Consider the following 13,849-nt stretch of genomic DNA (forward strand, 5'->3'; position numbering starts at 1 on the left):
ATCAGTGACCTCCCTGGTTCACGGGCTTGGCAGTGCCGACCATGTCGTCATCGGCGTGTTGAATCTCGAAGGGCACGTGAGTGGCCGACAGAGGGCGCTTGGGCCGTTCCACTTCATGCTCGTCGTCATCGTGGGTGTCTTCAAGCCCCACATAGAGCACCCGCATCAGGTAATACACCCCGGCAGAAAACACCAGCCCGTACACCACGATATAGCCAATCAGTGAGAACAGCGCCATGCCGCCTGTCAGGGACGGCGTGAGCCCTTCTGCATGAGTCATCATGCCGTACACCAGCCATGGCGAGCGACCTGACTCGGTGACAATCCAGCCGGCCAGTACCGCAATGAACGGGGTGATACTCATGAAACGCAGGCCCTGGAGGAACCAGGGAGAGCGCCAGTAACGGCCGCCTTTGCGCAGGATCAGCCCGGCCGCACTGAACGCGATCATCAGCAGCCCCAGGCCCACCATTACGCGGAACGACCAGAACACCAGAGCGACCGGTGGCTGTTCTTCCACTGCTACCTCATTCAGGCCGGGTACTTCACCGTCCCACTCGTGGGTCAGGATCAGGCTGGCCAACCCTGGGATCCCGATCTCGAAATGGTTGGTCTGGTTGGCCTGATCCGGGATCGCGAACAGCAACAATGGCACATTGCGGGAGGTTTCCCAGTTACCTTCCATGGCAGCCACTTTGGCCGGTTGATGCTCCAGGGTATTGAGACCGTGGAAATCCCCCACCACCGCCTGCGTCGGAGCGATGATCAGCAGCAGCCACAGGCACATGGACAGCGCTTTCTTGTTGGCCTCCACCTCGCGACCGCGCAGCAGATACCAGGCGCTTACTCCGGCTACTACAAAGCCGCCCGTCAGGAACGATGCCAGGCCCATGTGCATAAACCGGTAGGGGAACGATGGGTTGAAGATCGCCTCACGCCAGGAGGTAATGAAGAAGGCGCCATCACGGAGCTCAACGCCAGCGGGTGTATGCAACCAGCTGTTGGCCGACAGAATCCAGAACGAGGAAATAAACGTGCCGACCGCCACCATGATGGCGGCAAGCAAATGGACGCCCGGGGGCACCTTGTCGCGCCCGAACAACAACACACCGAGAAAGGCCGCTTCGAGGAAGAAGGCGGTTACCACCTCGTAGCTCAACATGGGCCCGAGGAAGTTCGCCGAGGCCTGGGCGAAGTTGCTCCAGTTGGTGCCAAACTGGAACGACATCACGATGCCGGACACCACCCCCATACCGAACACAACGGCGAAGACCTTGGTCCAGAAGGCAGACAATTTTACCCAGACCGGATTCCCGGTTTTGAAGGCCAGGCCCTCAAGCACCGCAATGTAGGACGCCAGCCCGATGGTAAACACCGGGAAGATGGCATGAAATGACACCACGAACGCGAACTGGATTCGCGATAAGATAAGAGGGTCGAGCTCCATAAGAACCTCCGGTAACTACTCACACGTTACGTAAGCGGACCAGTTAAGCCCGCTTGGCCGCTGCCTTTGGCGCATCTTGTAGAGTTGTTTTTACCGGCAGATGCAGGTCATGCTACTGGAAACACGACCTGAACCGACAGGACAGATTGTCGCACCCATTGATTTATAACAATTATGGCGAATCCAATGAGCTTTTACGAAGATCGAATACTGCCACACATAATAGATCGTGCTTGCTCCATGGGCCAGGTCATGAAGCTGCGCAGCCAGGTGGTTCCCGAGGCGCGGGGCACCGTGCTGGAAGTGGGCATGGGTTCGGCAATCAATCTGGAATTCTACAACCCGGGCGCGGTCGATCTGGTGTACGGGCTGGAACCTTCAGACGGCATGCGCCGCAAAGCCCAGGCGAATCTTCGGCGGTCACCGGTCAAGGTGGAGTGGCTGGACCTGCCCGGCGAGAAAATCCCTCTGGGCGATGAAACCGTCGATACAGTGTTGCTGACGTTCACCCTGTGCACTATCCCGGACTGGCATGCAGCCCTGCACCAGATGAAGCGGGTACTGAAGCCGGGCGGCGTACTGCTGTTTCTGGAACACGGAGAATCCCACGATCACGGCGTCAGAAAATGGCAGCACCGCATTACCCCCGGCTGGAAAAAGCTCGCCGGCGGCTGTCATCTCAACCGACACATTGCGGACCTGATCCGGGAAGCCGGTTTTGACATCGTGGAACTGGAAAATCTCTACGTTCCCCAGACGCCGAAGATCGCCGGCTACATCTACAAGGGCAGGGCGGTGAAACCCGCCTGATCTTAACGGGATTTGGAATTGCGTTAGCCAACACGGCCTTATACAATTCTGCCCCTTAAAACCTGCCCCCGATGCTCCGGTGGTGAAATTGGTAGACACAAGAGACTTAAAATCTCTCGACCGTTAGGTCGTGCCGGTTCGATTCCGGCCCGGAGCACCATTTCAGACACTACTTCTTCGCCATTGCCTCCAACATTCGGTTCACCGCCTCCAGATGCTCCGGCTCGTTGTGGCACATGCCCTGAAAGTTCGCGCACACATCCAGAAAATCTTTCAGCTCCATACGGGGTGCCATTTTCATCAGCCGTTTGGTCAGCCGCGTGGCTTTTGGCGGCTGGCTGGCGATGCGGCCGGCCATGGTATTGGCGGTACTCATCAGCTCCGCTGCCGGCACCACCTCAAGAACGATGCCCAGTTCCTTGGCTTCTGCGGCATCGATGATGCGCCCGGTAAGTGTGAGTTCGAAGGCGCGCTGATACCCGATAAGACGTTGCATGAACCAGGCACCGCCGTCGCCGGGGATAATGCCGAGGTTGAGGAACGTTTCGCCGAACTTCGCGTGTTCCGAGGCAATGCGGATATCGGCCATGTTGGCCAGATCAAAGCCTGCGCCGATGGCCGGGCCGTTGACCGCGGCGATGATCGGAACCTCAACCTCTTGCAGCGCCAGGGGAATGCGCTGAATGCCTTTGCGATAACGATCGGCGCATTCGGCGACACCGCCTGCGAAATCGCCACCGCGATTGGCCATGTCGCGGATATTGCCGCCGGCACTGAACGCGGAGCCCGCGCCGGTCATCACCAGCACCGAGACGTCATCACAGTGGTTTACCCAGTTCGCGGTAGAGACAATGTCGTTAATCAGTTGTGAGCCGGTGAGCGCGTTACGCAGATCATGACGGTTAAAGGTGAGGGTGGCGACGCGGTCTTCGAGCGTGAGCAATGCATCCGTCAGTTTTGGCTTGGAGAGCATGGGCGGGGTTCCTTGGTTTCGGTCATCGCTTATCTTCGCGTGCCGGAAGCCCATGGATCAAGACCCGGTTAGAGGTAAGGCTTGGTGAAATACCGGGGCAGGTGGCTAGCCTAAGGCCAGCCACCTGCCTTTGGATCAAAGATCGGCTCGGGGATTCAGATCCACCGCAAAGGCCGGCGACGCCCAGCCTGCGACAGTGCCGCTGCGGGCGGGCAATGGTTCACCGCCCGTCGTTACAGCGCTCTCATCTCCATACTGCAGCCAGGTCAGTGTCGGCACCGCGCCCACCGGGGGTTTGCTGTAATCACAGACGCCTTCCGGGAAGATTTCCGCGACCTGTTCGGCAAACCCTTCGGACGAAAATTCACCGCCCAGAAAGTTGATCGGGTAGTCAGCCGGGTCCACAGGCTTCAACTGGCATTTGTTGGTCAGCGTGGTGATTGCGTCACCGGCGACCGTGCGCGGTGTTCCGAAACGGGTCTGAACCACCAGCTCCTGCGCGGCTACCACCGCATCGGTAATCGGCTGCAGCGGATCGGTGATGGTCTCAGGCAGTCCCAGCACCCCAAGATCGAGGCCGCAGACCTGACCGGTGGCGGCGTCCAGTATCTGCCCAAGTTCTGCCGGGAAGGTGGGAATCTGCTCGGAACTCAGGCCTTCGATCTGGGGCTCCGGGTAGAGCAGGTTGCCGGTATAGGGCGCCTTCGGGCCTTCGGCGGAGAACGGCGCCGACAGAGACAGGCAGCGGTCTCTCGCCGTAACCGGTTTGTTGGCAAGAACCTTGTCCGACACCGGCGTTGGTTCCCCATCGGCCTCCATACCGGCCAGCCACTGGTCCATCACCAGCAGGGCTTCCGTGGTGAAGATGGTGTCGCCGGCCAGCGGGAAGGCGCCGTACCAGATCACATGATTCTCGGCGTGACCCTGGGTTTCCTGCAATCGTGCCCGTACCTGCCAGGAGTGGAAGGCGTCATGGGCGATGCCGGGATCCGGGCCGCGCAGGTCGATGATCGGCACGTTGGCCAGGTTCTCCGCCGTGTTCACGGCGCCGGTACGGTAAGAATTCTCCAGCGCCTCAGCATCAGCTGCGATGCGGTCGGTCTGGTAGTTGATGTCCACGTTCAGACCGCCAATGTCGCGATTGACCGCCAGGAACTGGTTGCCGGTGATAACCCCGGCCTGCAGTGCCTGGAGACCATACTGGACCCCGACATTGTCCAGCGGGATTCCGGCGAATCCCTGAGACAGCATCTGCTCGTTGGTTGACCACACAGCAGGCTGGCGCGTACCGAACTGATTCACCATGTAGTCAATCAGGCCACAACGCAGGCCGTCCGGGCGGGTGTCCGGGTCGTACACATCGGCTTTGCCAGCGAGTCCCGGGCAGTTCTGCTGGTCCGGATTGGCGGCGGGGAAAAACGCCAGGTCGGAGACAATCGGGTTCACCGGCAAATGGCCGTAAAGGGCTGGCCACTGAACCGCCAGAACCGGCGACGTAAGCAGGCTCTGCACGAGACCGAGGAGGTCGGCGGGGTCTTCGGAAACCTGGTTACCCAGGTACTCATTCAGCAGGTTGTAATCGGCAAACTGGGTCGCAGTGGTCCACACATCCGGGTAGGAGCACTGAACAATCAGCCCCTGATAGACGCCGGGGTAGGCGTTGGCGATGTGTTGTTGCGCAATCGCACCGCCGGAACAGCCGGTTCCGATGGTGTAACGCACCGGCCCGTACTGCTCGACGATGTGCTCTTTTGCCATCACCAGAGATTCTGCGGCGGTCACCAGGTTCACGTTATGGCCGAGGTTGGCCTGAGCGGTAGACAGGGTCACGAATCCGCGGGCGAGCGCGACGGAAATGCTGTCACCCAGCAGGGTTTCTGCGCCTTCCGGCGCTGTGCCGGCAATGTCGCCATTGGGTGGCTGGCCCATGCCGTAACTGACACCGACGTTGCCACCGTGGTGGATCAGGATCTTGCCATTCCACTGCGCCTGAGGCGCCAGTGCGGTCCACTCCTGATCTGGTTGGAACAGTGACATGATTTGATAGCGATCGCGGTTCATCACCCCGGTTTCTACCCGCACGATGTAGGGAACAGACACACCGTCGTCGGTGGTGACCTGAGCAATGTCCTCAGTCGGCGGCGGGTTTTCCGGATCGAAGGGCAGGAAGGCGCCCGGCAAACCCGGAGATTCCGGATCGAAGCTTTGCGCGAACAGATCGAACTGCGATTGCGGCACATACCTGAACTCGAATTCCGCCGGCTGGTTGCATTTATCGTCTACAGCTTGCGCATTGGTACAGGTCCAGGGCTGAACCTGTGGGCCAGAGAAAACCGGGCCACCCTTAGGGTGATTGATAAGGGTTTCACGCAGCACCTCGCCGGCTCCGAGGATCACCTTGAGTTCGTTCTCCCCGAGCTCGAGGCCGGTGATCAGTCCGCGAAGGGCGCCGTTTTCCATGGTCACCATGGCACCGCTGACGTCGCGCTCATTCAACAGCACTCTGGCATTCTCAAGATCCGGCGACACCACCTCAACCAGAGCATCGCCGCCGCTGATCAGGTCCGCACGGTTCGAAAGCACACGAATGGCGCCTTCGCCTGCACGTTCCTCCTGCTCGGATTCCACCGCGCCGTTATTGCCGTTGCCGGGTGAGTCGGATGAACCGCCGCTCGAGCCGCAGCCAACAAGAGTGACCGCCAGTGCCAGGGAGAATGCTGATTTGATGAAAATGGGTGATGAGCTCATCGTTACCTCGGTATTGTTATTTTTTATGTGACGCTTTGTAACTGATTGCGTTCATAACACCACAGGTATGACGGCGCGCGCTTTGGCCAGCCGGACATCGGGTCCCGTCAATTTTGTGAACCGGGTCACACCGGTGTGGCCGACGAAAGTCGTCTCGACTTGCCTCAGAGCCCTGTGAATACTGTCGGAAAGTCACCGGTGGCGAGGTCAGGATGACAGCAGAAAAGCTGGTCAAAGTCGTAACAGAGAATGGAATAACCACAGTCACACTGGACCAGCCAGACAAGCGCAACAGCTTGTCATTGGCGATGTTGCAGGCGTTGTCTGATGTACTGACCAAGCTTGCCGGGGATAACGACACCCGGGTGGTGGTTCTGGCGGCGAGCGGACAGGTATTTTGTGCCGGCCACGATCTGAACGAAGTTCGCGACCAGTTTGGCGACCAGAACCGGCAGAAATGTTTATTCGATCTGTGCAGTCGAGTCATGCAGCAGTTGGTCAACCTGCCCAAGCCCGTCATTGCCAGGGTGGCGGGGGTGGCGACGGCGGCAGGGTGTCAACTGGTGGCCAGTTGCGATCTTGCGGTGGCGGCAGACACCGCACGCTTTGCCACGCCGGGGGTCAACATCGGGCTGTTCTGCTCAACACCGATGGTGGCGTTGTCGCGCAACGTGAATCGCAAACACGCCATGGAAATGCTGCTGACCGGAGAGATGATTGGCGCCTTAAGGGCTGAGCAGATCGGCCTGATCAACAAGGTGGTGGATGAGCAGGCGCTGGATGACACGGTTTACCGTATGGCCGGGGTGATTGCAGGCAAGTCGAGCCACACTCTGAAAGTGGGTAAAGCCGCGTTTTACCAACAACTGGAACTGAACCTGACCGACGCCTATGACTATACCGCTCAGGTAATGACCGATAACCTCGCTGCAGCGGACGCACAGGAGGGGATCCGTGCGTTTCTGGACAAACGGAACCCGGAATGGAGCGACTGTTAGCCCGCTGCCTGACACCGGGCAGCGTTCAGCTCCAGGCGATCGCCGACGCCGATGTCATGGCGTTCGAAGAAGCCTTCGTTCATCTCCAGAGCCAGTGAAAATGACACTCCGGCAGGGTATGACGGGCACTCGCTGCCGCGTTTGGACGGGCAGGGTGTCATGCGCCGGATAGCGCCTATCACACCTTCCTCATTGAGGTAGGCGATGTCCAGCGGGATCAGTGTTTGGTGCATCCAGAAGCCATAGTCGGGATCACGCGGGCGTTGGTAAATGAACAGCATGCCGCTGTCGGGCGGCAATGACGTCCGGCCCATCAGCCCTTTGCTGCGCTGCTTCGGGGTTCTCGCCAGCTCCACCGACACGGGAATTCGCCAATCGCCGGTGATCAGGCAGGCGTCGGCCATTGGCAGGCGTTCCGGCTCCGCCGTGGCGCAACCGGCTATCAGAACCAGCATTCCGACAGCCGTTAGCGATCGAATCATGACCTCAACCGGTACCCGGTGCGGAAGATCCACCAGATGGTGACCATACAGGCGGTGAGGAACATCAACGTCATGCCGGCACTGATGCCTACATGCACGTCGGCCACGCCGTAGAACGCCCAGCGGAAACCACTGATCAGATACACCACCGGGTTGAACAGGCTGATGGTCTGCCAGACCTCGGGCAGCATGTCGATGGAATAAAAAGTGCCACCGAGGAATACCAGCGGCGTGACGATCATCATCGGAACGATCTGGAGTTTTTCGAAGCCGTCGGCCCAGATCCCGATGATGAAACCGAACAGACTGAACGTCACGGACGTGAGCACCAGGAACGAAAACATCCAGAACGGGTGGAGCACGTCGTAGTCCACGAACAACCTCGCCGTTGCCAGGATAATCAGCCCGAGGATGACGGATTTCGTGGCGGCCGCACCGACATAGCCAATCACTACCTCCACGTAAGACACCGGGGCAGACAGCACCTCGTAGATGGTGCCGGAAAACTTTGGCATGTAAATACCGAAAGAGGCGTTGGAGATGCTCTGCATCAGCAGTGACAGCATGACCAGACCCGGGATGATGTATGCCCCGTAACTGATGTTGTCAATATCGCCCATGCGGCTGCCAATCGCCGACCCGAACACCACAAAGTAGAGGCAGGTAGAAATCACCGGCGATGCCACGCTCTGCATCAGCGTGCGGCCCATGCGGGCCATTTCGAAACGGTAGATCGCGCGGATACCGTAGTAGTTCATGCATGTGCTCCCGTAAGTCGGCGGTTTATTCGTGGACCAGGCCGACGAAGATCTCTTCGAGCGAACTTTCCCGTGTTCTCAGATCGCGGTATTCGATTCCAATGTCGCCCAGGGTTCGCAGCAGGCGCGCAACACCGGCCTGCTCCTGCTGGGAATCGAACGTGTAGATGAGCTCATAGCCGTCGTCAGACAGCTCTACTGGTTCCAGAACCAGTTCACCGGGCACCTTGCTCAGTGGCTGTTGTAACTGCAGCCGCAGCTCCTTCTTGCCAAGCTTGCTCATCAGCCGGTCTTTGTCTTCCACCAGGATGATCTCACCCTGGCGAATGACTCCGATGCGATCGGCCATTTCCTCGGCCTCTTCAATGTAGTGTGTGGTGAGAATGATCGTCACGCCGTCTTCCCGCAGCTTTCGTACCATCTCCCACATGTCGCGGCGCAGTTCAACGTCAACGCCGGCGGTCGGTTCGTCGAGAAACAGGATGCGCGGCTCGTGAGACAGCGCCTTGGCGATCATCACCCGGCGTTTCATGCCACCGGAAAGAGCCATGATGCGGTTGTTGCGTTTATCCCACAGCGAGAGATCTTTGAGCACTTTTTCGATATGAGCGGGGTTGGCCGGCTTGCCGAACAGGCCGCGGCTGAAAGACACCGCATTCCACACGGTCTCGAACGAGTCGGTGTTCAGCTCCTGCGGCACCAGCCCGATGGTTTCCCGGGCCTTGCGATACTCCTTCACGATATCGTGGCCGGCGGCTTTCACTTCACCGCTGGATTTGTTGACGATGCCGCAAATGATGCTGATCAGCGTGGTTTTACCCGCGCCATTGGGGCCCAGAAGCGCAAAAATTTCACCCCGGGTGATGTCCAGGTTGATATCTTTAAGGGCCTGAAAACCATCGGCGTACACTTTATTGAGGTGCTTAACGGAAATGTCCGGCTGCACTGGCGTATCCTGTGGGTGGTGAATCGAGGGGCGGTATTTTCTCACGATGCGCAGTGGTTTAGAAACCTTTGCCTTCCTGTCGTGAATGTCGATAATGCCAGCTTTACATACGGAGAAAGGACTTGTTGAGAGCAATCGCAGTGGTTGTGCTGATCAGCGGATTGATCGCACTTGCGGTATTGGGCCCTAATTGGCTGATGTCGACAGAACATGAAGATGCCTTGTCCACCCTGATGTGCGATCTGGATACCGGCCCCTGCCAGTGGAAGATGAATGGCAGCTTGTGGGTAGCAGAGCTCGAGCGCGGCCGCGTCGGCGACCAGGGGCAGGAGTACCGCCTGCAGGTGCACACCATCGCCAACCCTGACCGCTTGCTGGCAGTGCTGAGGGGCGAATCCATGTATCTGGGTGAGTATCCGGTGCCGCTGGACAACACCGGCGTTGACGGCGGCATTGACGCTTGGGAAGCAACGTTCACCGCGCCGTTCTGCACCACCGAGCCTGAGATGACCTGGCGCATCGATCTGCAACAGGGCAATCAGCCAATGTCGGATCTGCCGGTAAAAATGGTGTTTCGGGCAGAAGGCCGCACGAACTGAGTCGGCGGCCTGCCTGACCGACACCGAGAAAAAGAAACAACAAACTTCCAGGGACGAACCGATGGACTATGGCGACAGCGTTCAGAAAGTACTTCTGAGAAAAATCCGTAAAACCGAGCAGGATCTGCTTCAGTTGAAGCTGGATTATTGCCGATTCATCTTCGGGTTGACTCACCGGGCCACGGTGCTGGTTGATGGTCAACGCTACCTGGTGCGCTCCGTCGACGTCGACAGCATGGTCACGTTGGAGGATGGCGGCTTTGGTAAACCTGCGGTCGCGGGTGTGCCAGCAGAGGCCGAGAACACCTCGGAACCGATTAATCTCGGCGCCGACTGGACGCTGGCCCAGAGCCCAGCGGTCAAATAAACGCGTTTTGAACGATGGCGTTGTAGACGCTGCTGGGTGGTGGCACGAAGCGATGGGATCGCCAGTGCTCTGCTGCGTCCATACCGTGGCGGAAACATGCCAGCCAGGCGTTGTTACGGGTGAGGGTGGCCAGTGTTTGCAACGCCTCGGGCTGCAGAACCGGGGTCTTGCGGCTGGCAATCTGTGCCACCAGACTGTACAGGGTGTCCGTGTGCCTCAATGACCTTTCGCACAAGGCACAGGCCGCACCATTCAGCCAGGCCACGGCAAACTGGCTGACTTCCGGCGGTGCCGTCTGCCAGTCCAGTCCCTGCTCCCGACAATCCCGCTCCTGTAAGCCGATGAGAATATGCAGCTGCGTGAGCAAGTCGGTGCGGTCTATGGCTGCCCGCATGGGCGTAGGCCTCGGGGCCGCGAAGGGCATGGTGGCCGTCGCGGCGGTCGGCACGTCGCAGGTTGCTGACAACGATAACGGCTCGTGACGCGCCAACGTGGCCACCCTAAAGGCAAGCACGATCACCAGCGCCCCCAGACTCAGTTCCGTTAGCAATACCAGCCCGTCAATCATGAAATGCGATGCCCTGAATGTTGATTTCGTTATCCAAGTGTAACGGACTGTAACCAGCGGTGAAGCTACTTCCGTCCCAAAACGGCGAATAGCGCTGAACCGAACACCGGAACTGTGACTTAACAAGCAGCGGCGTTGAGGTGGCCGTTCAGCAGGTGGGCATGGTTTGCAGGGCGAGTTTGCGGCGAATATATCGCCCGAGGATATCAATGCCGATATTGAGCAGGGCGGTGATCAGGATCAGCACCATGGCGCGATCAAATCGGATCTGCTGGATCGCGCTGTCTACGTAAAAGCCCAGGGTGTATATCCCCAGAATCCCTAGAATCGCGGTCTCCCGCATGATGATTTCCCAGCGATAGAACAGGAACGCGAGGAATGACCGGTAAACCCGGGGCACCAGTTCCCAGCTGTACCGGTTGAAGCCGTTGGGTGCATCCGGTCGCAGCTGCAGGGTGTTGGTCTGCCGGCCAATCAGATGGCCGATAATGCCCCCGTTATGGAGGGCGAGGGCAACGGCGGCTGGCAGCATCGACGGCCCCCAGAGTTGCAACAGTATGTACGCAAGAATGTATTCGGGAGTGGAGCGTGCGATCACCAGAAACACATGCCCGGAGGTGCGCCTCACAGGGCCGCCGAAGTGATTCGATATCAGCGGGAAGGCAAGCAACGCCAGAATGCCGGTAGCCACCAGCGCAATCTGTGTAAGCAACAGAGTATTCCAGATCCCGGGCAGGGCCTCGTTCAGCATCAGGTCGTTGAACCAGGCACCGAGATCAGCCAGCCCTTCGCCGTTGCGTATCGGTGCCGGAATGATGTCCTCGGTAAAGAATCGTTCCACGTTACCCCAGACAATCGGCATCCCTTCACCCAGAAAGAACGGCGCGCTGAGCACGTACACCGGCAGCAGCTTCGGTTTCACCCACAGTGGAATGGTGGCGATCAGCACATAGAACATAATGAGCATGGCCCCGGCTTCGGAGTAGAGCCCCTGTGAGAAGGACGTCTCCAGATAGAAGCCCAGCGTGGGCAGACCCACGAATCCGAGGATGGCACTTGAGCGCAATCCGCACTCCAGGCGATAGGCGGTGTAGGTACGCATCTGTACCCAGCAGTCGGGAATGCGGGCGTACAGGAACGCAGACACTACACCGGTTCCGGGTGGTAGTAGCCGGCCGGGAACGGGATCGGACTCTTCCAGTATTTCAGAGTAAACCTTGGCAAAAATGCCCGCGTAGGGAATGGCAATGGCCAGCACCCCGGTCAGCGGATGAAAACCAAAGAACTGCAGGAAAATCAGCGCCCAGAACAATTCATGAATGGCACGTATAAAGGCGCAGAACACGCGCACCGGGTAAAACCGATAGACCAGCGACAACAGAAAGCCACAGGCGGCACCCAGTGCCACACCCACAAATGCAAACGCGACGGTTCTGAGCAGCGCAGTGGCCAGGCCCTCGGTACTGAAAAAGTCGGGGGTGGCCACGCCCAGAAAAAATTGCCCCAGATCCCGCCATGGGTTGACGGTGGTGATGGCAATGTCAGCGAAAAACAGCGCGGCAACGGCGATGGCCAGAAAGAGCAGGCTGATTTTTGCAGTGGGTGAGAGATACATAGGGTCGCGCGTCGCCTGTCAGTAGAGCGGCATAATGTCGGCGACGGTCAGCCTGTCGCTGGCTTCGTCAAGGGCAATCTGGCCGTCCTGAATGCCGACAACGCGGGTGGAATAGGTCAGCGCCATATCCACATCGTGCATCGCGATGACGCTGGTGGTGAACCGTCGGCTCAGTGCTTTCATGACCAGGTGCGCCATGGGAGCATCGAGGGCAGATATGGGCTCATCGGCCAACAACAAGTTCGACTGCCGGTAGATCGCCCGGGCAATCGCCACGCGCTGGCGCTGGCCGCCGGACAACGACGCCGTCGGGGTCCAGAACTTGTCGGCCATGGCCAGTTCCGTCAGCAGCTGACGCACGCCGTCTCTGTCTTTGCGAAACGGTCTGACCAGGGTCACCGTGTTGTACCAGGCGGAGTGTGAGTCCAGTTGGCCCATGAACACGTTATGGAACACGGGCAATGCGTTCACCAGCCCGAGATCCTGGGGCACCAGCGACGCGTGTCCGTCGACTCGCTGGTGGATCAGCTTGATCAAGGTCGACTTACCGGCGCCGCTTCTGCCCACCAGCGCAACGCGTTCGCCGTCCTTCACATGGAGAGAGAGCGGGCCAATGACCCGCTCTCCACCAAAGGAGGCCGTGAGCCCCGCAAACTCAAATCCTGACATCAATCGAGGATTCCGATTTGCTCCGCAACGGTACGGATGGGCTCGTAGTTCTCGTTAGAGGTCGGGATGAAGCCGCTGCGCGGGAAGCTTTCCAGCAATGCAGGGTCGTCCATGGCCAGTAACGCTTCGCGCACTTTGTCCATGAAGCCGTCACCGTAGCGCTCGTCGATATCGCCACGGATGGTCCATTGGTAGTTGGGGTAGGCCGGTGTTTTCCAGATGACTTTCACATCGTCGGTATTGATGTTGCCGTCTTCCAGTTCTTTCTCCCAAACGGCGTAGTTGATCGCACCCACTTCATAGGTACCGGCTTCCACCAGCCGCAAGGTGCGGGTGTGGTTGCCGCTGAAGCCCACGCGGGAAAACACATCTTCCGGCGCTTCGTTAAAGATGGTGCGGATGTGATATTCCGGAATCAGGCGGCCGGACGTGGAGCCCTTGGAGCCGAAGGTGAAGGTCTTGCCGCGAACTTCTTCTGGCAGGGTTTCGGATCGTTCAAGACCGGTGCTCTTGTGGGCAATGAAGTAGTTGAAGAAGGCCTGGTCTTCCACGCCCTGGGCGATAGCCTGAGATCCAGGTACCAGCTCCCGTGCCTGGACGCCGGAAAGGCCGCCGAACCATGCCAGTTGGACCTGGTTATTGCGAAACGCGGATATCGCCGCGGCGTAGGACTTCACCGGGATGTACTTGACCTCGACATCCAGTTCCTGCTGCAGGTAATCGGCAATACCGCGGAAGCGCTCAACCAGTTTACTTTCATCCTCATCAGGGATGGCGGTGAATACGAACGTTTGGGCGGAAGCTGCAAAGGGAATTAACACGATCAGGCTGGAAAGCATCAATTTCCGTATAAAGCTCATGGCCATTTT

Annotated in this window: 14 protein-coding genes and 1 tRNA gene; 5 read left to right on the plus strand and 10 right to left on the minus strand. The window is 58.8% G+C overall.

Going from position 1 to position 13,849, the window contains the following annotated elements; translation table 11 throughout:
- Window position 1: 1 nt before the first annotated feature.
- Window positions 2–1,447, minus strand: coding sequence for a cytochrome ubiquinol oxidase subunit I (locus R0125_RS07420; protein WP_317237698.1), 1,446 nt, complete (start codon window positions 1,445–1,447; stop codon window positions 2–4).
- A gap of 186 nt (window positions 1,448–1,633) precedes the next feature.
- Between R0125_RS07420 and R0125_RS07425 the strand changes: the two genes are divergently transcribed.
- A complete protein-coding gene (locus tag R0125_RS07425) occupies window positions 1,634–2,257 on the plus strand; it encodes a class I SAM-dependent methyltransferase (protein ID WP_248181195.1) in 624 nt (207 codons plus the stop codon).
- A gap of 73 nt (window positions 2,258–2,330) precedes the next feature.
- A tRNA-Leu gene (locus tag R0125_RS07430) sits at window positions 2,331–2,417 on the plus strand.
- Window positions 2,418–2,426: 9 nt separating this feature from the next.
- Here R0125_RS07430 and R0125_RS07435 read toward each other — a convergent pair.
- Together R0125_RS07435 and R0125_RS07440 are read right to left on the minus strand one after the other, a co-directional pair.
- Complete coding sequence (locus tag R0125_RS07435) at window positions 2,427–3,230, minus strand: enoyl-CoA hydratase-related protein (RefSeq protein ID WP_317237699.1); 804 nt, start codon at window positions 3,228–3,230, stop codon at window positions 2,427–2,429.
- A gap of 135 nt (window positions 3,231–3,365) precedes the next feature.
- Window positions 3,366–5,978 carry a DUF6351 family protein gene (locus tag R0125_RS07440; protein ID WP_317237700.1) on the minus strand — a complete coding sequence of 871 codons (2,613 nt, stop codon included), beginning with the start codon at window positions 5,976–5,978 and terminating at the stop codon, window positions 3,366–3,368.
- A 212-nt stretch (window positions 5,979–6,190) separates the two neighbouring features.
- Here R0125_RS07440 and R0125_RS07445 point away from each other — a divergent pair, with 212 nt between their 5' ends.
- Window positions 6,191–6,976 carry an enoyl-CoA hydratase gene (locus R0125_RS07445; RefSeq protein WP_317237701.1) on the plus strand — a complete coding sequence of 262 codons (786 nt, stop codon included), beginning with the start codon at window positions 6,191–6,193 and terminating at the stop codon, window positions 6,974–6,976.
- Here the strand turns inward: R0125_RS07445 and R0125_RS07450 are convergent.
- Genes R0125_RS07450 through R0125_RS07460 form a run of 3 tightly spaced genes read right to left on the minus strand, consistent with a single transcriptional unit; the run spans window position 6,973 to window position 9,162 of the window.
- Complete coding sequence (locus tag R0125_RS07450) at window positions 6,973–7,431, minus strand: DUF192 domain-containing protein (RefSeq protein WP_248181199.1); 459 nt, start codon at window positions 7,429–7,431, stop codon at window positions 6,973–6,975. The genes R0125_RS07445 and R0125_RS07450 overlap by 4 nt on opposite strands.
- A gap of 23 nt (window positions 7,432–7,454) precedes the next feature.
- Window positions 7,455–8,216 (minus strand): ABC transporter permease, encoded by a 762-nt coding sequence (locus R0125_RS07455; protein ID WP_248181200.1) that lies wholly within the window; start codon window positions 8,214–8,216, stop codon window positions 7,455–7,457.
- Window positions 8,217–8,241: 25 nt separating this feature from the next.
- Complete coding sequence (locus R0125_RS07460; protein ID WP_248181201.1) at window positions 8,242–9,162, minus strand: ABC transporter ATP-binding protein; 921 nt, start codon at window positions 9,160–9,162, stop codon at window positions 8,242–8,244.
- A 122-nt stretch (window positions 9,163–9,284) separates the two neighbouring features.
- Here R0125_RS07460 and R0125_RS07465 point away from each other — a divergent pair, with 122 nt between their 5' ends.
- Both R0125_RS07465 and R0125_RS07470 read left to right on the plus strand, forming a co-directional pair.
- A complete protein-coding gene (locus R0125_RS07465) occupies window positions 9,285–9,761 on the plus strand; it encodes a hypothetical protein (protein WP_317237702.1) in 477 nt (158 codons plus the stop codon).
- Between the two features lie 61 nt (window positions 9,762–9,822).
- Window positions 9,823–10,128 (plus strand): hypothetical protein, encoded by a 306-nt coding sequence (locus R0125_RS07470; RefSeq protein WP_248181203.1) that lies wholly within the window; start codon window positions 9,823–9,825, stop codon window positions 10,126–10,128.
- Here the strand turns inward: R0125_RS07470 and R0125_RS07475 are convergent.
- From R0125_RS07475 to R0125_RS07490, 4 genes are all read right to left on the minus strand, one after another.
- Complete coding sequence (locus tag R0125_RS07475) at window positions 10,121–10,696, minus strand: hypothetical protein (RefSeq protein WP_248181204.1); 576 nt, start codon at window positions 10,694–10,696, stop codon at window positions 10,121–10,123. The genes R0125_RS07470 and R0125_RS07475 overlap by 8 nt on opposite strands.
- A 148-nt stretch (window positions 10,697–10,844) precedes the next feature.
- Window positions 10,845–12,311: a PhnE/PtxC family ABC transporter permease gene (locus R0125_RS07480; RefSeq protein WP_248181205.1), complete on the minus strand. Its 1,467-nt coding sequence runs from the start codon at window positions 12,309–12,311 to the stop codon at window positions 10,845–10,847.
- An 18-nt stretch (window positions 12,312–12,329) separates the two neighbouring features.
- On the minus strand, window positions 12,330–12,980 hold the full coding sequence (locus tag R0125_RS07485) for an ATP-binding cassette domain-containing protein (RefSeq protein ID WP_317237703.1): 651 nt from the start codon (window positions 12,978–12,980) through the stop codon (window positions 12,330–12,332).
- On the minus strand, window positions 12,980–13,840 hold the full coding sequence (locus R0125_RS07490; RefSeq protein ID WP_248181207.1) for a putative selenate ABC transporter substrate-binding protein: 861 nt from the start codon (window positions 13,838–13,840) through the stop codon (window positions 12,980–12,982). The genes R0125_RS07485 and R0125_RS07490 overlap by 1 nt, the downstream gene beginning before the upstream one ends.
- Window positions 13,841–13,849 lie beyond the last annotated feature (9 nt).

Origin of the sequence: Marinobacter sp. M-5 (assembly GCF_032911545.1) — a bacterium.
In the GTDB taxonomy this organism is placed as follows: domain Bacteria; phylum Pseudomonadota; class Gammaproteobacteria; order Pseudomonadales; family Oleiphilaceae; genus Marinobacter; species Marinobacter goseongensis.

Excerpts from the sequence above, each read along its gene's own strand:
- R0125_RS07485 (WP_317237703.1), bottom strand. The coding sequence starts at position 12,980 with ATGTCAGGATTTGAGTTTGCGGGGCTCACGGCCTCCTTTGGTGGAGAG.
- R0125_RS07425 (WP_248181195.1), top strand. The coding sequence starts at position 1,634 with ATGAGCTTTTACGAAGATCGAATACTGCCACACATAATAGATCGTGCT.
- R0125_RS07450 (WP_248181199.1), bottom strand. The coding sequence starts at position 7,431 with ATGCTGGTTCTGATAGCCGGTTGCGCCACGGCGGAGCCGGAACGCCTG.
- R0125_RS07480 (WP_248181205.1), bottom strand. The coding sequence starts at position 12,311 with ATGTATCTCTCACCCACTGCAAAAATCAGCCTGCTCTTTCTGGCCATC.
- R0125_RS07470 (WP_248181203.1), top strand. The coding sequence starts at position 9,823 with ATGGACTATGGCGACAGCGTTCAGAAAGTACTTCTGAGAAAAATCCGT.
- R0125_RS07440 (WP_317237700.1), bottom strand. The coding sequence starts at position 5,978 with ATGAGCTCATCACCCATTTTCATCAAATCAGCATTCTCCCTGGCACTG.
- R0125_RS07490 (WP_248181207.1), bottom strand. The coding sequence starts at position 13,840 with ATGAGCTTTATACGGAAATTGATGCTTTCCAGCCTGATCGTGTTAATT.
- R0125_RS07435 (WP_317237699.1), bottom strand. The coding sequence starts at position 3,230 with ATGCTCTCCAAGCCAAAACTGACGGATGCATTGCTCACGCTCGAAGAC.
- R0125_RS07445 (WP_317237701.1), top strand. The coding sequence starts at position 6,191 with ATGACAGCAGAAAAGCTGGTCAAAGTCGTAACAGAGAATGGAATAACC.
- R0125_RS07475 (WP_248181204.1), bottom strand. The coding sequence starts at position 10,696 with ATGATTGACGGGCTGGTATTGCTAACGGAACTGAGTCTGGGGGCGCTG.
- R0125_RS07455 (WP_248181200.1), bottom strand. The coding sequence starts at position 8,216 with ATGAACTACTACGGTATCCGCGCGATCTACCGTTTCGAAATGGCCCGC.
- R0125_RS07420 (WP_317237698.1), bottom strand. The coding sequence starts at position 1,447 with ATGGAGCTCGACCCTCTTATCTTATCGCGAATCCAGTTCGCGTTCGTG.